A 15,436-nucleotide genomic window follows, 5' to 3' on the forward strand; every position below is an offset into this window, starting at 1 on the left:
GAGGTCAGCTGCGCGTGCGGGTGATGCGGATCACGCCCTTGAGCGCGCGCAGCTTCTTGATGACGCGGGCCAGGTGCACGCGGTCGTGCACGCTGACGACCAGCTGGACCACGCTGATGCGGCCATCGCGTTCGTCCATGCCGATCTTCTCGATGTTGCCGTCGGCGGCGTTGACGCTGGTGGCGAGCAGGGCGATCAGGCCGCGCTGGTGCTCCAGTTCGATGCGCAATTCGACGTTGAATTCCCCGGTGACATCCTTGGCCCAGCTGAGCTGGATGCATTTTTCCGGGTTATGGCGGAATTCGCTGATGTTCTTGCAGCTTTCCAGGTGCACGACCATGCCCTTGCCGGCGGACAGGTGGCCGACGATGGGGTCGCCGGGAATCGGCGAGCAGCATTTCGCATAGCTGATCACCAATCCTTCAGTGCCGCGGATCGCCAGCGGTCCTTCGGCATTCGGCGTGGCCTCGCCTTCGCTGGAGACCAGGCGGCGGGCGACCACGTAGGCCATGCGGTTGCCCAGGCCGATCTCTTCCAGCAGGTCCTCGAAGACTTCCATGCGGTATTCGGCGAGCACCGCCTGGATGCGCTCCTGCGGGACCTTCTCGAGGTGGCTGTCGAAGCCGGTGAGGGTCTTGTTCAGCAGGCGCTCGCCGAGGTTGATCGACTCGGAGCGGCGCTGCAGTTTCAGGGCGTGGCGGATGTGTGTGCGCGCTTTGCCGGTGACCACGAAGTTCAGCCAGGCCGGATTCGGCCGGGTGCCCGGCGCGGTGACGATTTCCACCGTCTGGCCGCTCTGCAGCGGCTCGGACAGCGGCGCCAGGCGGCGGTTGATACGGCAGGCGATGCAGCTGTTGCCGACGTCGGTGTGCACCGCGTAGGCGAAGTCGACCGGCGTGGAACCTTTGGGCAGCTCCATGATGCGGCCCTTGGGTGTGAAGATGTAGACCTCGTCCGGGAACAGGTCGATCTTCACGTTCTCGATGAACTCCAGCGAGTTGCCGGCGCGCTGCTGCAATTCCAGAACGCCCTTCACCCACTGGCGGGCGCGGGCGCGGGTGCCCTTGAACGACTCGTCGTCGGCGGACTTGTACAGCCAGTGCGCGGCGATGCCGTGGTTGGCCATCTCTTCCATCTCGCGGGTGCGGATCTGGATTTCGATGGGCACGCCATGCATGCCGAACAGCGTAGTGTGCAGCGACTGGTAGCCGTTCGCCTTGGGAATCGCGATGTAGTCCTTGAAGCGCCCCGGGAACGGCTTGTACAGGCTGTGCACGGCGCCAAGCACGCGGTAGCAGGTATCGGCCTTGTCGACGACGATGCGGAAGGCGTAGACGTCCATGATCTCGGTGAACGCCCGGCGTTTGCCGCGCATCTTCTTGTAGATGCTGTAGAGGTGCTTCTCGCGCCCCAGCACCTGGCCTTCCAGACCCTCGCGGGCGAGGCAGTTGACCAGCGACTCCTGGATCTTGCCGACGATCTCGCGGCGGTTGCCGCGGGCCTTCTTCACCGCCTGGCGGATGCGTTCGGAGCGCATCGGGTGCATCGCCTTGAAGCCGAGATCCTCGAACTCCACGCGCATGCTGTGCATGCCCAGGCGGTTGGCGATGGGGGCGTAGATTTCCAGGGTTTCCTTGGCGATGCGCCGGCGCTTCTCGCCGGACAGCACTTCCAGGGTGCGCATGTTGTGCAGGCGGTCGGCCAGCTTGACCAGGATCACGCGGATGTCGCGAGCCATGGCCATGGCCATCTTCTGGAAATTCTCCGCCTGCGCCTCGGCCTTCGACTCGAAGTGCATCTGGGTCAGCTTGCTGACCCCGTCGACCAGCTCGGCGACGGTTTCGCCGAACTGCCCGGTGAGCGCTTCCTTGGCGATGCCGGTGTCCTCGATCACGTCATGCAGCATCGCGGCCATCAGGCTCTGATGGTCCATGTGCATGTCGGCGAGGATGTTGGCGACGGCGAGCGGATGGGTGACGTAGGCCTCGCCGCTGCGGCGGCGCTGGCCATCGTGGGCTTGCTCGGCGTAGTAGTAGGCGCGGCGGACCAGATTGACCTGGTCCACGCTGAGATAACTCGACAGACGGTCGGCGAAAGCATCTATGTTCGGCAAGCAATCACCTCCTGCCGAACATCTGAATACGGCGCCCCTGGGCGTCGGCCCGGCATGAACTTACAGGGCCTCGTTGTTGGCCTCGTCTTCGAATGCGGCGAACAGCGGCTCATCTTCAACCACGTCCTCTTGCGCAATCACTTCATAGTCGACCAGGCCGGAGGCGATTTCACGCAGGGCGACTACGGTGGGCTTGTCGTTTTCCCAGGCTACCTTCGGCTCCTTGCCGCCGGTGGCCAGCTGGCGTGCGCGCTTGGTGGCGAGCATGACCAGTTCGAAACGGTTGTCGACGTTGTCCAGGCAGTCTTCGACGGTGACGCGGGCCATGGTGTTCCTCGTAACGATGATGAAGCCCGGAAATTACCGGGCGGACTGGATAGTCTAAAAAATCGCCAATATTTATGGAAGTGCCGATTTCAGGCTAGCAGACGACTGAGCAGCTCGGCGTGACGCTTCTGCTGGGCATCCTGGCGTAGCTGGCGGGCGCGGAAGATCGCCTTGAGGTCTTCTAGGGCATGGGCGAAATCGTCGTTGATCACCAGGTGATCGTACTCGACGTAATGGCTCATCTCGCTGACCGCCTCGCGCATGCGCCGCTCGATCACCTCGTCGCTGTCCTGGCCGCGGTTGGTCAGGCGCTGGCGCAGGGCCTGCTGGGTGGGCGGCAGGATGAAGATCGACTGCGCCTGCGGCATCAGCCTGCGCACCTGCAGGGCACCCTGCCAGTCGATCTCGAGGATCAGGTCGAGACCTTCGGCGAGGGTCTTTTCCACCCAGCGCTGAGAAGTGCCGTAGAGGTTGTCGAAAACCTCGGCGTGTTCGAGGAATTCGTCGCGCTCGAGCATGGACTTGAAGGTGTCGCGGCCGACGAAGTGGTAGTTGACCCCGTCCACCTCGCCCGGGCGCATGCCGCGGGTGGTGTGCGAGACGGATACGCGCACGCTGGGCATGCTGTCGAGCAGGGCCTTGACCAGACTGGTCTTGCCGGCACCGGAGGGGGCGGAAACGATGTACAGGGTGCCGGGCATAACGGGGTTCCTGAGTATTACGGTAGGTTTCTGGAAAGCCTAGCAGCCGGAGCTGCCGGTTTTATTCGATGTTCTGGACCTGTTCGCGCATCTGCTCGATCAGGACCTTGAGGTTGACCGCCGCCTGAGTGGAGCGCGGGTCGAAGGCCTTGGAGCCGAGGGTATTGGCCTCGCGGTTGAGCTCCTGCATGAGGAAGTCCAGGCGTCGGCCGGCAGCGCCACCGGCCTTGAGCACGCGGCGCACTTCGGTCACGTGGGTGGTCAGGCGGTCGAGTTCTTCGGCCACGTCGCTCTTCTGCGCCAGCAGGACCATTTCCTGCTCCAGACGCTGCGGGTCGAGTTCCGCCTTCATTTCGGCGAAACGGTCGAGAATCTTCTGCCGCTGGTTGCCGAGCATTTCCGGGACCAGCGTGCGCAGGTTGGTCACTTCATCGAGGATCGCGGCCAGGCGCTCGTCGATGATCTTCGCCAGTTCGGCGCCTTCGCGGGCGCGGCCGGCCTTCAGTTCGTCCAGTGCCTGGTTGAAGGCGGCCAGTGCCTGCGCATTCAGCGCCTGCGGATCGGCGGCATCGGCCACCAGCACGCCCGGCCAGGCCAGCACGGCGAGCGGGTCGAGCGGCGCGGGCTGCCTGATCAGAGCGGCCACGCTCTCGGCGGCGGCGACCAGTTGCGCGGCGCGTTCACGGTCGACCTGCAGCGGTTTGCCGGCGTTGTCCTCGATGAAGCGCAGGGTGCATTCCACCTTGCCGCGCGACAGGCCCTGGCGCAGCGCTTCGCGCACGCTGCCTTCCAGGTCGCGGAAGGCTTCCGGCAGACGCAGGTTCGGTTCCAGATAGCGGTGATTGACCGAGCGCAGTTCCCAGCTCAGGGTGCCATTGGTACCGGCCCGTTCCACCCGGGCGAATGCGGTCATGCTGTGCACCATGGAGCTACCTCGCTGAATAATCTGGAAAAACGGGAAGCATAGCCCGTCGAGAACCGGCGATTGTACCCCAGCGAAACGCCCAGCCGCACGTTGGCGGTGGTTGTGTGCCGCCGGGGGCCTCTATAATGGCGGCCAACTCCAGCCTCGTCAGTCTTACAGGTGTCCCCGATGAACCGTCCCAGTGGCCGTGCCGCCGACCAGCTGCGCCCGATCCGTATCACCCGCCATTACACCAAGCACGCCGAAGGCTCGGTGCTGGTCGAATTCGGCGATACCAAGGTGATCTGTACCGTCAGTGCCGAAGCCGGCGTGCCGCGCTTCCTCAAGGGCCAGGGCCAGGGTTGGCTGACCGCCGAATACGGCATGCTGCCGCGCTCCACCGGCGAACGTAACCAGCGCGAGGCCAGCCGCGGCAAGCAGGGTGGCCGCACCTTGGAAATCCAACGCCTGATCGGCCGCTCGCTGCGCGCGGCGCTGGACCTGACCAAGCTCGGCGAGAACACCCTGTACATCGATTGCGATGTCATCCAGGCCGACGGCGGCACCCGCACCGCCTCGATCACCGGCGCCACCGTGGCGCTGATCGACGCCCTGGCCGTGCTGAAGAAGCGTGGCGCGCTGAAGGGCGAGCCGCTCAAGCAGATGGTCGCCGCGGTTTCCGTCGGCATCTACAACGGCGTGCCGGTGCTGGACCTCGACTACATCGAGGACTCGGCCGCGGAAACCGACCTGAACGTGGTGATGACCGATGCCGGCGGCTTCATCGAGGTGCAGGGCACCGCCGAAGGCACCCCCTTCCAGCCGACCGAGCTGAATGCCATGCTGGAACTGGCTCAGCAGGGCCTGCGCGAGCTCTTCGAGCTGCAGCGTGCGGCACTGGCCGACTGAGCACGGATTGCCCTTTTCAAGGAGTGAACGATGATCGATGAAGCGCAAGTCCCGCAGACGCAACCCAGCCGCGAAGCCCGGCAGTGGGCGATGTTCTGCCATTACGCGGCGTTCTTCGGCCTGGTGTTCCCCTTCGGCAACCTGCTCGGGCCGCTGATCGTCTGGCAGATCCGGCGAGAATCCGATCCGTACATCGACCAGCAGGGCAAGGAAGCGGTGAACTTCCAGATCACCGTCACCCTGGCCATGCTGATCAGTTGCGTACTGATGCTGGTGATCATCGGCTTCCTGCTGCTGGGGCTGGTCACCATCGTCGCCCTGGTCCTGACCATCATCGCCGGCATCAAGGCCAACGAAGGCGTGCCGTACAGCTATCCGTTCACCTGGCGGCCGCTCAAGTAGCGTTTGTCAGGGATGAAGAAGCCGGCTCGATGCCGGCTTTTTCGTTTGTGCTGGCGAACTCCGGAGGTATGGCCGGCAGGAGCCGGTACGGCGAGTGTCACCTGGCGCGCCAATCGATCCAGCGCCTGCGATTGCCGGGTACTGCCGTATTGAATGCCTCATGCAGCTCTCGAGCGCTGATCCTGCGATCCTCTGCGCTCTGCGACAGGGCAGTGCGCAAGGCGCGCCAGCAGTGTGTTGGCAGCGATGCAGGGGCAGGCGGTTGCCGGTCCACTTGTACGGTTTGCGTATCTTTGGGGAAAGGGTGTTTTCCGCAAGCCAGTTCGTAGAGCACGCAGGCGACCGAAAAGATGTCGGTGGCCGTGGAGAGAGGTGCGCCGTCGAGCAGTTCGGGGGCCGCGTAGCGGGGTGTCCAGGCAGCGATGTGTTCGCGGCATAGTCGCGGCAGTCCGGGCAGCACTCCGTCCCGCGATTGTCCCAGGCCATAGTCGAACAGCCGCAGGCCGTCCTCGGCGAGCATTACGTTGCTGGGTTTCAGGTCTCCATGCAGGACGCCCCTTTCATGCGAATAGGCCAGGGCGTCGAGCAAGGGCAGGGCGATTTCTCGCAGTTCGTTCCAGACGAGGCCCTGTGGGCGTTCGCACAGGAGCCGGTCGAGGGTGAGGCCGCGCATCAGTTCCTGTGTGATGAAGGCGCGACGGCACTGCAGATCCACGGCGAAGTCATACAGGCGCACCACATGCGGATGGTGCAGGCGCATGGTGAGGGCGAATTCGCTGTAGAGCAGGGTGCTGGCGTCGGGGTATTCGGCGAAGGTTTCGCTGATGACTTTTACCGCCACGTAGGGATCGGGTTCGCCGAACTGCTCGCGTAGCAGATCGCGCGCGCGATACACGGCGCCCATGCCGCCCACGCCGAGCAACCGCTCGATCCGGTAGCGACCGTTCAATACTTCGGGCAGCTCACCTGGCGGGAGAGGTGGCGCCGGCAGTGCTCCATGCTCCCCAGGAATCTCGAAGCAGGTCGGATTGTCGGCTACGTCCATTTCGCTCATTGGCGGATCACGATCCCTGTCAGATTGTCCCGTGCGGCGCCGCGCAGGGCACTGTCGAACAGGCGTTCGAGGGCGGCACGCGGCGAGGCGAGGCTGAGGGCGTGATCCAGGGTCCGTTGGTCGAGGTTCTGGTAGAGGCCGTCGCTGCAAAGCAGGAAGGCATCGCCGGGGCGGACTTCCAGTTCGAGCACTTCCAGATTCAGTTGCGCGCTGGCGCCCACGGCGCGGGTCAGCGCGTGGGCGGAGGGATGGCGGCGAGCCTGTTCGGGGCTCACCTCCCCCTCATCGAGCAGACGCTGAAGCAAGGAGTGGTCGCGGGAAAGCTGGTACAGCCGCTGGTTGCGCCAGAGATAGCAGCGGCTGTCGCCGGCCCAGACGCAGGCCGCGCGATTGCCGTCGCGCAGCAGGGCGACCACCGTGCTGCCGACGGTCTGCTCGGTCTGCCCGGAGATCACCGTCAGTTCTTCGCCAAGCCGCCGGTTGAGCCAGTGCAGGCATTGGCGCAAGCGGCGTACCCGCTCGTCGAGGTCGCCCATGACTGGCAGTTCGGCCAGGCTTTCGACGATCAGCCGGCTGGCCAGATCGCCATGGCGGTGCCCTCCCATGCCGTCGGCGACCGCCCAGAGGCCATGCTCCGGGCAGTCGAGAAAGGCGTCCTCGTTGCGCGAGCGGACCTTGCCCGGGTCGGTGCGCGCGGCGCTGCGCCAACGCTTGCCGGCCAGCATCAGAGCGACACCGGCAGGCGGAAGTCGCGCAGTCCGCCCATGTCGAACGGATTCGGCGAGCGCTGGCCGAGCAGCAGGTAGTTGGCGCGCAGTCCGCCGATCTCGGCCTTGAGCATCAGCACGTCACGGCCGCTGTGGTATTCCGTCTGCATCAGGTCGAACAGGCGGAACAGCGACCAGGGGCCGGTGTTCTTCTCGATGACGACCTTGCGTCCGCCCAGCTCCTCCAGGGTCAGGCTGGTTTTCCCGTCGTCGGCATCGGTCGGCCACTTGAAGGCGGCCGGCACGATGGGGCCGTGGCGGTATTCCAGTTGCTGGTTGCCAAGGCGGAAGTCGGCGCGGCCCAGGCTGGAGTCGATGGAGTAAGGCTCCAGCTTGAATTGCACCTGCGGTTCGGCCGGATTGTCGGCGAAGAAGCTGCGCCGAATGACCTGCGCCCTGCCCATCTGTTCGAGGATCGTGCGCGACACCGGCAGGCTGTGGCCGTCGATGCTGCGCAGGCGATAGTTGCCGGCGTCGTTGCTGACGAACGGGCGCAGGTAGCTGTCGAAGAACTGCTCGACGGCGCCCTGGGGCTTGAAGAACTCGCGGAAGTCGGCGATGGCCACGTCGCTCTCGCTATGCGCGTTGAACGGGTAGCGCTTGTTGATCGCCTTGAAGTAGACGCTGTAGAGCTCGCCCTGGTAGCGCTGGTTGAGGTAGCGGTAGGCGTCTGCGAGCACCAGTCGCCAGGAGTCTTCGGCCAGCAGGTTGAACCATCCGCTGACCGGTTGCGGCAGGCGTGCGGCGGCGATGCGCAGGTTGTTCAGCGCATCGCGCTGGCCGCCCATGCGCGCCCTGGCCAGGTCGAAGGCTGCCTGGTCGGGCAGGCTGGCGCGGGCCAGGCCGGCGAGTTGCAGTTGCAGGTCGTTGAGCGCCTGCAGGGCGGGCGTCAGGTCGGCGGAGGGGCCGGCGTTTTCGTCGAGCAACCGATGCAGGGGATCGAAGCGTCGTTGCAAGGCCATCCGGGCGGTGTCCGGCAGACTTTTCGCCAGCGCGTCCTGTGCCTGTTTCGCTGCCGCCGCGGCGACCTTGCCCAGTTTGCCGAGCTTGCCGTCGGCCTGGGCGGTGGCTTCAGCCACGTCACCGGCATTCTCGGCAATGCCCGGAATGCGGGTGTTGTCGCGGACTTCGACGAGCAATTGCAGCAGCGGAGAATTGGCGGCCGTGAGACCGGCAAGCTGGTCGGCACCCTGGGCGATCTCGCTGAATGGCTGCAGGGCAACCTGGCCGACGGCGTCGCTCCAGTAGCTGGAGTAGTCGCGGAAGTACAGCTGCTCCAGTTCCACCATCAGGCGCTGCAGATCCATCCCGCTGAGTTCGCTGCCTTCGCCGAGAACCCAGTTGTCGCGCAGTATCTCGCGGACCAGCCCGGCCCCTTGGGTGACGAAGTACTGCTGGTAACCGCGCAGGGTGTACAGCCCGGGAATGCTGTAGTCGGTGCCGCCGAGCAGCGACCCTTGCGGCCCGAGGTGCTGGCTCAGGCGATATTCCGGCAGGCTTTTCGCCTGTTCGCGCATCAGTCGGTAGACCACGCTGGCCAGCGATTCGCTGCGCAGCGCCTGGCGTGCCTGGCTCACCAGCGTGTCGTTCGGCGGGTAGACGAAAGGCTGTTCGAGCAGGCGCGCGAAGTGGCCATTCAGGTCGTTCTGCACCCTGGCGTTGCCGGCATAGCGCAATGACCAGTCGGTGGCGAGCCAGTCCTTGAGGAAGCCCGGGTCGCGATGCTCCGGCAGGCCGAGCATGAGATAGGCGCGCAGGCTGCCGAGCAGGCGTTCGCGATTACCCAGGTTGCTGCGGATCTGGTTCTCCAGGGTTCGTGCGACACGTGGCAGGAGCAGGCTTTCCAGTTCGTGGCGATAACTGGCTTCGAGCACCGGAGTGCTTCGTTCGCCCTGGTACAGGCCGCCGCGTTCCCGTAGCGCGACGTCGCCGTCGGCGGGGAATACCCGGGTGGCGGCATGGCTGCTGGCGAGCGGTTCCAGCGCTGCCATGGCGTCGTCCTGGGTGCCGAGTGCGGCGTGCTGCCGAGTCAGTTGCTGTGCCAGGTCGCGCAGCTGTTCCAGGCGATCATGGTTGGCGGAGAAGCTGGTCGCCCAGAGCGCGCCGAACAGGACCAGTATCGCCAGGGCGCCTGCGTAGACCGCGCGTTGCCCCCAGTGGATGCGCCTGGTTTCGTGCTTGTCCAGGCCGGCCAGTTCCGCTTCGGGAAAGATCACCCGGCTGAGCACGTGATGGATGAAGCGCGTACGCCCCTGGCGCAGCGTGGGCAGGGCGGTGCTGGAGAGGCCGAGGTTGTGGCCGATCTCGGCGGTATCCTGGTCCAGCCGCTCGGCCAGGTGCGGCGCGCTGGTCAGGTAGAAACCGCGCAACTGGCTGGCGCGCTGGTAGCGGTTGCCGGTGAACGCCAGGTCGACGAACAGGCACAGGCGCTCGCCGATCCGGCCGAGCTGGTGCGGGAAGTCGAGGATTCGGCCGCGACGCTGGGTGTCGCGCTCCTGGTGCATGCGCGTGATCACCTGGCTGTTCAGGCGCCGCAGCAACTCCTCGAACTCCTGGCGCAGCACGGAGACATCGGTGCCGTTCTGCTCCTTGCGGAAGCTGACGCCGAGTACCTGGTCGCTTTCCTCGCGCGACAGCTGATCGAAGAATTCGTCGAAGCCGAGCAGCCTGTCGGCCTTGCTCAGCAGTAGGTAGACCGGCAGGTCGGTGTGCAGCTTCTGCTGGACCTCCTGCAGGCGGGCGCGAACCTGGCGGGCTAGGGTGTCCAGCTCCGACTCGCTGCTGTCGCGCAACTGCTCGATGGGGATGTTGACCAGCACGCCATTGAGGGGACGGGCCCGTTTCCGTTTGCGCAGCAGGTCGAGCAGGGTCTGCCAGGCGGTGCCGTCGATCTCGGGGTTGGCGTGGGTCAGGTAGCGGCCGGCGGTGTCGATCAGCACGCCATGCTCGGCGAAGTACCAGTCGCAATGGCTGGTGCCACTGGTGTCCCGGGTCAGCTTGCGCTCGATCCGGTTGAGCGGGAATTCCAGGCCGGAGAAGTCCAGCAGGCTGGTCTTGCCGCTGCCCTGCGGACCCAACAGGAGATACCAGGGCAAGTCGTTGCGCCAGCGCTCGCTGCGGCCACGGTAGAGGCTGGAGCGACGCAGGGTATGCAGGGCCTCCTTGAAGCGTGCGCGCAGTTCCTGCTGCTCTTCCTCGATCTGTTCCGAGCGGCGCAGACGTTCCTCGCCGCCTTCATTTTCCGCTTCGCGTTTCCTGCGCCGGTTGGCGCGCCAACTGGCGAAGACCATGAACAGGCCCCACGCCAGGAACAGCACGCTGATGGTCAGCAGGCGCGAGGCGGCGCTTTCCCAGAACTTGTAGTCGGCGACCGCCAGCAGCGGCCCGGCGAACCACACCAGCAGGGCGAGGAGCAGGACCAGCAGAAGGGTCCACACCCAGGTCCGGCGCAGGAAGGCCGCCAGTTTCTTGAAGAACTCTTTCATCATCCACATCCCTGTTTTCACGGCTTGGGTACGACCGACTCCATGCCCGGTCGCTGGTACGGCTGCAGGACGTTCTCCCGTTGCTCCCCGAGTACCCAGGCGAAGCAGGAGTACATCGCCGCCAGGCTGACCAGGGTGAACAGCAGCACCAGCCACCAGGGCACGATGCGCACCAGGCCGCCGCGCCGGGCGTCGAGGCCCTGCCAGTGCGGCGACAGTTCGCGCGGCACGTCGCCGCGCAGCTGGCGGATCTGCCGGTACAGGCTGTCGCGGATCGCCTCCAGTTCGAGCATCCCGCGCGGCATCACGCGGTACTTGCCTTCGAAGCCGAGGGACAGGCAGAGGTACATCAGCTCCAGCATCGCCAGGTGCTTCACCGGGTTGCGTGACAGGCGCTCCAGCAACTGGAAGAACTTCGCGCCACCGAAGGTCTCGTTGTGGAAGGTGCTCAGCAGGCTCATCTGCGACCACTGGCTTTCATTGCCCCAGGGAGTGGTCACCACGGCCTCGTCGGCCACGGTGCACAGGGCGTAGCGGGCGGCCATCACCTGGTTGCCCTCGACACCCTCGTGCAGGGCCTGCAGCTCGAACTGCTTGAGGTGGCCCGACAGGCGTTCCTTGAGGCTGGGAAGGTCTTCCTCGGTATGGCTGTGCTTGAGCCGGACCACTTCCGAGAGCAGTCCGGAGGCCGCCGCCACCAGGGGATTCAGGCTGATGTTGAAGGCCTCCGCCGGACGCAGGCGGGCCGAGTAGATCATCCGTTCTTCCAGCTGTTCGAAGCGCGGCGACTCGCTGAAGTCGGTCAGTTGGCTGTATGCCGGCGCCTCGCCCCGGCGGTCGAGCAGGACGGTCCGGTCGTCCTGCTGGTAATCCATTTCCCTGGTCATTTCGTTCAGTCCCTGATTGCCCAGAATTTCAGTTCAAGCCCGCTGAACTCGCCGGAAACGTGGAAGGCGAAGCCACCGGAGCGTTCCAGTTGCGCCAGTTCCTCCGCCGAGAGTTCGAGGGTGAAATAGGCCTTGTTGGCATGGAAGGGAATCTGCCGCGGCGCCACCGGCAGGGGTTTGACCCGGATACCCGGGAGGTGCAGGTTGACCAGCTGGCGAATGCGCTCCACCGGGCCGACCTTGAGCTGGGACGGCAGGCGCTGGCGCAGCTCCTCGGTATCGCACTGGGCGCTGGCGGCGAGGACGAAGGCGGCGGAGCCGAGCAGCTTGTGATCGTGCAGGGTGGAGACCTGGATTCCGTACTGGCGCTGCTGCAGCGGCAGCTCGATGGCGTGCTGCTCCAGCACCATCGACAGCACCTGGCGAATCGCATCCATCAGCTTGCGGAAGCTGGCGCCCTGGTCGCCGTGCTGGTAACGGCTGTCCAGGCGCGGGCGCTTGCTGTCGCTGGCGAAGGTCGCGAGGTCGCCGAGCATGGCCAGCAGGGTGCGGTAGATTTCTTCCGGATGGACCTGCTCCAGACCAAGGTAATGCCGCAGTACCAGTTCGGTGCGGTTGATCAGCTGCAGCATCATGAAGTCGCCGACCTCGGCGCCGCCTACCTTGCCGGTGGAGCGGATGCGTTCGGCCAGGGTGTCGCCGCGATGGGCGAGCATGCTGACCACTTCCTTGAGGCAGGACAGCAGGTAGCCGGAGGCATGGAAGTGGACGAAGCTCGGGATGAATTCCGGATCGAGGCTGATGACGCCGTCCGGCGAAGTATCCAGCACATCGCACAGCTTGAGTTTCACGTAGGCGTGGTCGTTCTGTTGCTCGCCAAGCAGCAGGCGGAAGTTGGGGCGCGCGCAGCTCACCTGGCAACTGGAACCCTCGCCGGCGTTTGAGTCGGCTATTTCCTCGGCGTGTGCGGTGTAGCGCGCGAGCACATCCTGCTGCTCGGCGCGGCGTGCTTCGATGTGGTCGCCGGTGACCAGCGGCAGCGCCAGGTGAACCGGCGTATTACTGGTGTTCGGCGGGACGTCCACGGCCAGCATCTCGCCCTGCAGGGCCAGGTCGAACAGGCTGCCATCCGGGAGGATGCCGGAGGCACGGCTGACCACCAGCTTGCCCATGTTGAGATATTGCCGGTCGATTTCCAGGTTGAAGAAGCCCCAGCGGTGGCCGCCCAGCAGGCGGGTGCGCGTCTTCAGCTGGTTGTCGTAGTAGCGATCGTTCTGCTGGAGATGCTGGGGCCGCAGCAGCATGCCTTCCTGCCAGATGACCTTACTCGTGCTCATCGCTCACCCGCCCCGGCAGTCTGTTCGGCGGCATCGTGGATGCCGTCCCGGTCGAGGCGCAGCATGGCCTGGGTGCGTTGCCCGGGCGACACCTGCAGTACATAGCGCCAGCGGGTTTCCGGCAGGTCGCGATAGGCCGCGAGAAGGCCGACATAGCGGCTGCCTTTCTGCACGCTGAGCCTGAACTCCCGGGTTTCGCCTGGGCGCAGTTCGATTTCTTCGCTGGCGACCAGATCCGGGGCGAGCGACTCCTTGGGTCGCTCGTAGAGGCTGAAGAAGTCGGCGTTCTCGAAGGCCACCGGATGCTGCAGTTCCAGCAGGCGCAGGACGATCGGCGAGGGGCGCCCGTTGAGGTCGGGATTGAGCTGGTCGCTGGCGCTCAGCGTCAGGTCGAGCTTGGTCAGGCTGGAGTAGGGCGACAGCGCGGAGCAGCCGGCCAGCGTGACCAGGACGGCCAGCATGGCCAGCGTCTTGGAGCGGTTCATGGGAATCATCCTTGGTTCTCGGTATCCAGGGTGGCGATCAGGCGCACCTGTTCTTCATAGGTTCGGGCGAAGTCGCGGGCGAGCAGGCGCTCGCTCCAGTCATCGTCCTGTTGCAGGCTGCGGTGGTAGCGGGAGAAGGCCCGCCACAGCCCCCCGGAGCCCGGCAGCAGTGACCTGTGGCCGTCGCGCTCGAAACGCAGGGCCAGGCTCTCCGGTGCGAAGTGCTCGAGCGTGGCACGCAACGCGGCGCGGCTGGCGCTGAGCATCGCCACCTGATGCGCCTGCAGGTCGCGGAATGCACGGGCGATGGCCTGTTCGGCGGGTAACTGGCCCGGCCGGCCAGCGAGCAGAAGAGCTGCCATGGCCTCGCGATTGTCGATGGCCTGTTTGAGCGGATTGTTGCCGGCGCTCTGCACAGTGGTCAGGGCCAGGCGCAGCTCGTTCTTCAGTTCGCTGCGGGTGCGCAGGCTCTGCTGCAGGCCGGCGATGCTCTGCCAGAGCAGGCGAGCGGTCTGTACTGCCAAATCCTCGCGGCTGTCTTGGTCGAGATGGCAGATATCGATGCCGAGGGCCTCGCCGAAACGCTTCCAGAACTTGTCTGGATCGGCTTCCGCGGCTGGTGCCGGTGCCGTTTCGATGGGGGCGGGCACCAGTTCGGGAAGGGGCAGGCTCTCCATGTCGATGCGTGCATAGTCCGCCCGAGGCTGCATGGCGGCGGCATCGCCGAACATGGCGAGATCGTCGTCTTGCCCATGGACCGGCTCTTCCTGGTCCAGCGCGATCAATGGATCGAGGTCGAGGAAGGCGTCGTCCGGAATGATGCTGCCGGCTTCCAGCGGCCGGCCGATCTGGCCATCGAACAGCTCCGGATCCTGCACCAGTCGCGCGCGGATCTCGAAGTCCCCCAGGCAGTAGACGCTGCCATGCTCGATGCGTTGCGGCTCGCCCCTGGGCAGACGGGCGCCGCTGTCCTTGAGGTGGATGCCATTGCTGCTGATATCGGTGAGATAGAACGCGCCATCGCGGTAGCTCACCCGCGCGTGGTGGTTGGACAGGTGGCGCTTGCCGTCCGGAATCGCCCAGTCGCACTCCTCGGCCCGGCCGATCAATCCGCCGGCCTGGCGAAAGCTCTTGCTGGTCAGCAGCCCGGGCACGAACTGTTGGGCGCTCACCATTTCGAAAACCAGCTCCATGGTCGTATTGCCTCCTTGCTTGCAATCAGTTGCCGCGATTGATCACTTGCGGATCGCCCAGCGGCCGATATTCGTTGTCGTCGAACTTGTAGTTGCCGCTGCACCCGCAAAGTCCGAGCAGGGCAGCGAGGATTGGAAGGGCGATGTACCAGCGATGGCGGGGCATCGGGTGTTCTCCTTGGTTGGAATATTGGGATCAGGGGCTGGTGAGGCTGCAGGCAAAGGTGTCACCACGAGCCATAGGGGATGCCGTGTTGTTCGATATAGGCTTTGGATGCGTCGGTCGGCGGCCGGTAGTACTTGCCATCCGATAATCCTTCGTACGGCCCGCGTGGATCGACTTTGCCCTGGAATCGGCCGATTTCCTTGGCTGGCAGGCAAGGGCCGCCCACCCAGGCCTTGGCGATGCCGCCGGGAGCCATGCCGACGGAGATGTCGTATCGATATTGGTTGTCGATCCAGTGGCCATCCCATGGGCAGAATGCCCGTTGGGGTTTGAGCATCTCGTCGCGCACCCACTGCGGGATATCGATGCGTACGTTGTAGGTCTGGGGCTCCACCAGGGATTGCCAGCGGACGAAGATGATTTCCGGCAGGTCGACACCGGAGACCGGTTTCATGGCGCCTCCCCCCTTGTGCCAGCCCACTGGATTGCTGGTATAGCCGACAACCCCGCCATGTACGCGCTCGAAAGCCAGACCGCGACGGTCTATTACATCGACGCTTTCCACCCAGACTTCCATGAAGCGTGGTGCGGCGATGCCTACGTACCAGGTGTTGTAGGGCAGTCTGGGTTTGCCCTGGCCAATGGCGCAGCCAGCTAGAACTAAAGCAAACAGGAAAATCGCGAGGCGCTTCATTCCGGGTAGCCC

Annotated in this window: 15 protein-coding genes; 2 read left to right on the forward strand and 13 right to left on the reverse strand. The window is 65.1% G+C overall.

Translation table 11 applies throughout. The annotated features are described in order from the left end of the window. Window positions 1-4: 4 nt before the first annotated feature. From spoT to JFY56_RS19190, 4 genes are all read right to left on the reverse strand, one after another. On the reverse strand, window positions 5-2,113 hold the full coding sequence (gene spoT / locus JFY56_RS19175; protein WP_208315647.1) for a bifunctional GTP diphosphokinase/guanosine-3',5'-bis pyrophosphate 3'-pyrophosphohydrolase: 2,109 nt from the start codon (window positions 2,111-2,113) through the stop codon (window positions 5-7). A 60-nt stretch (window positions 2,114-2,173) separates the two neighbouring features. Beyond that, window positions 2,174-2,440 carry a DNA-directed RNA polymerase subunit omega gene (gene rpoZ / locus JFY56_RS19180; protein ID WP_208315648.1) on the reverse strand — a complete coding sequence of 89 codons (267 nt, stop codon included), beginning with the start codon at window positions 2,438-2,440 and terminating at the stop codon, window positions 2,174-2,176. A gap of 89 nt (window positions 2,441-2,529) precedes the next feature. Next, on the reverse strand, window positions 2,530-3,141 hold the full coding sequence (gene gmk / locus JFY56_RS19185) for a guanylate kinase (RefSeq protein WP_208315649.1): 612 nt from the start codon (window positions 3,139-3,141) through the stop codon (window positions 2,530-2,532). Between the two features lie 61 nt (window positions 3,142-3,202). Further along, window positions 3,203-4,066 (reverse strand): YicC/YloC family endoribonuclease, encoded by an 864-nt coding sequence (locus JFY56_RS19190; protein ID WP_208315650.1) that lies wholly within the window; start codon window positions 4,064-4,066, stop codon window positions 3,203-3,205. A gap of 168 nt (window positions 4,067-4,234) precedes the next feature. Between JFY56_RS19190 and rph the strand changes: the two genes are divergently transcribed. Both rph and JFY56_RS19200 read left to right on the forward strand, forming a co-directional pair. Further along, on the forward strand, window positions 4,235-4,954 hold the full coding sequence (gene rph, locus JFY56_RS19195) for a ribonuclease PH (protein WP_208315651.1): 720 nt from the start codon (window positions 4,235-4,237) through the stop codon (window positions 4,952-4,954). Window positions 4,955-4,984: 30 nt separating this feature from the next. Beyond that, entirely contained in the window at window positions 4,985-5,356 is a 372-nt protein-coding gene (locus JFY56_RS19200; RefSeq protein WP_208315652.1) for a DUF4870 domain-containing protein, read from the forward strand. 97 nt (window positions 5,357-5,453) lie between these two features. Here the strand turns inward: JFY56_RS19200 and JFY56_RS19205 are convergent, their stop codons facing one another. The 9 genes from JFY56_RS19205 to JFY56_RS19245 form a co-directional block, all read right to left on the reverse strand. After that, window positions 5,454-6,410 (reverse strand): serine/threonine-protein kinase, encoded by a 957-nt coding sequence (locus JFY56_RS19205; RefSeq protein ID WP_208315653.1) that lies wholly within the window; start codon window positions 6,408-6,410, stop codon window positions 5,454-5,456. Then, complete coding sequence (locus JFY56_RS19210; protein ID WP_208315654.1) at window positions 6,407-7,135, reverse strand: PP2C family protein-serine/threonine phosphatase; 729 nt, start codon at window positions 7,133-7,135, stop codon at window positions 6,407-6,409. Before JFY56_RS19210 ends, JFY56_RS19205 begins: the two co-directional genes overlap by 4 nt. Then, window positions 7,135-10,662: a type VI secretion system membrane subunit TssM gene (gene tssM, locus JFY56_RS19215; RefSeq protein ID WP_208315655.1), complete on the reverse strand. Its 3,528-nt coding sequence runs from the start codon at window positions 10,660-10,662 to the stop codon at window positions 7,135-7,137. The genes JFY56_RS19210 and tssM overlap by 1 nt, the downstream gene beginning before the upstream one ends. Before the next feature lie 17 nt (window positions 10,663-10,679). Continuing rightward, complete coding sequence (gene icmH, locus JFY56_RS19220) at window positions 10,680-11,549, reverse strand: type IVB secretion system protein IcmH/DotU (protein WP_208315656.1); 870 nt, start codon at window positions 11,547-11,549, stop codon at window positions 10,680-10,682. Between the two features lie 5 nt (window positions 11,550-11,554). Next, window positions 11,555-12,886 carry a type VI secretion system baseplate subunit TssK gene (tssK, locus tag JFY56_RS19225; RefSeq protein ID WP_208315657.1) on the reverse strand — a complete coding sequence of 444 codons (1,332 nt, stop codon included), beginning with the start codon at window positions 12,884-12,886 and terminating at the stop codon, window positions 11,555-11,557. Continuing rightward, window positions 12,883-13,371, reverse strand: coding sequence for a type VI secretion system lipoprotein TssJ (gene tssJ, locus JFY56_RS19230; RefSeq protein WP_208315658.1), 489 nt, complete (start codon window positions 13,369-13,371; stop codon window positions 12,883-12,885). Before tssJ ends, tssK begins: the two co-directional genes overlap by 4 nt. A 5-nt stretch (window positions 13,372-13,376) precedes the next feature. Continuing rightward, entirely contained in the window at window positions 13,377-14,564 is a 1,188-nt protein-coding gene (gene tagH, locus JFY56_RS19235) for a type VI secretion system-associated FHA domain protein TagH (protein ID WP_208315659.1), read from the reverse strand. A gap of 25 nt (window positions 14,565-14,589) precedes the next feature. Beyond that, window positions 14,590-14,730, reverse strand: coding sequence for a type VI secretion protein (locus JFY56_RS19240; protein WP_208315660.1), 141 nt, complete (start codon window positions 14,728-14,730; stop codon window positions 14,590-14,592). A 61-nt stretch (window positions 14,731-14,791) separates the two neighbouring features. Continuing rightward, entirely contained in the window at window positions 14,792-15,424 is a 633-nt protein-coding gene (locus JFY56_RS19245; RefSeq protein ID WP_208315661.1) for a DUF2931 family protein, read from the reverse strand. Window positions 15,425-15,436 lie beyond the last annotated feature (12 nt).

This window comes from Pseudomonas schmalbachii, assembly GCF_017589465.1.
In the GTDB taxonomy this organism is placed as follows: domain Bacteria; phylum Pseudomonadota; class Gammaproteobacteria; order Pseudomonadales; family Pseudomonadaceae; genus Pseudomonas; species Pseudomonas schmalbachii.

Bases quoted from the DNA above. Each gene is read 5' to 3' on its own strand.
- rpoZ (WP_208315648.1), bottom strand. From the start codon at position 2,440: ATGGCCCGCGTCACCGTCGAAGACTGCCTGGACAACGTCGACAACCGT.
- gmk (WP_208315649.1), bottom strand. From the start codon at position 3,141: ATGCCCGGCACCCTGTACATCGTTTCCGCCCCCTCCGGTGCCGGCAAG.
- JFY56_RS19190 (WP_208315650.1), bottom strand. From the start codon at position 4,066: ATGGTGCACAGCATGACCGCATTCGCCCGGGTGGAACGGGCCGGTACC.
- rph (WP_208315651.1), top strand. From the start codon at position 4,235: ATGAACCGTCCCAGTGGCCGTGCCGCCGACCAGCTGCGCCCGATCCGT.
- JFY56_RS19200 (WP_208315652.1), top strand. From the start codon at position 4,985: ATGATCGATGAAGCGCAAGTCCCGCAGACGCAACCCAGCCGCGAAGCC.
- JFY56_RS19205 (WP_208315653.1), bottom strand. From the start codon at position 6,410: ATGAGCGAAATGGACGTAGCCGACAATCCGACCTGCTTCGAGATTCCT.
- JFY56_RS19210 (WP_208315654.1), bottom strand. From the start codon at position 7,135: ATGCTGGCCGGCAAGCGTTGGCGCAGCGCCGCGCGCACCGACCCGGGC.
- tssM (WP_208315655.1), bottom strand. From the start codon at position 10,662: ATGAAAGAGTTCTTCAAGAAACTGGCGGCCTTCCTGCGCCGGACCTGG.
- icmH (WP_208315656.1), bottom strand. From the start codon at position 11,549: ATGACCAGGGAAATGGATTACCAGCAGGACGACCGGACCGTCCTGCTC.
- tssK (WP_208315657.1), bottom strand. From the start codon at position 12,886: ATGAGCACGAGTAAGGTCATCTGGCAGGAAGGCATGCTGCTGCGGCCC.
- tssJ (WP_208315658.1), bottom strand. From the start codon at position 13,371: ATGAACCGCTCCAAGACGCTGGCCATGCTGGCCGTCCTGGTCACGCTG.
- tagH (WP_208315659.1), bottom strand. From the start codon at position 14,564: ATGGAGCTGGTTTTCGAAATGGTGAGCGCCCAACAGTTCGTGCCCGGG.
- JFY56_RS19240 (WP_208315660.1), bottom strand. From the start codon at position 14,730: ATGCCCCGCCATCGCTGGTACATCGCCCTTCCAATCCTCGCTGCCCTG.
- JFY56_RS19245 (WP_208315661.1), bottom strand. From the start codon at position 15,424: ATGAAGCGCCTCGCGATTTTCCTGTTTGCTTTAGTTCTAGCTGGCTGC.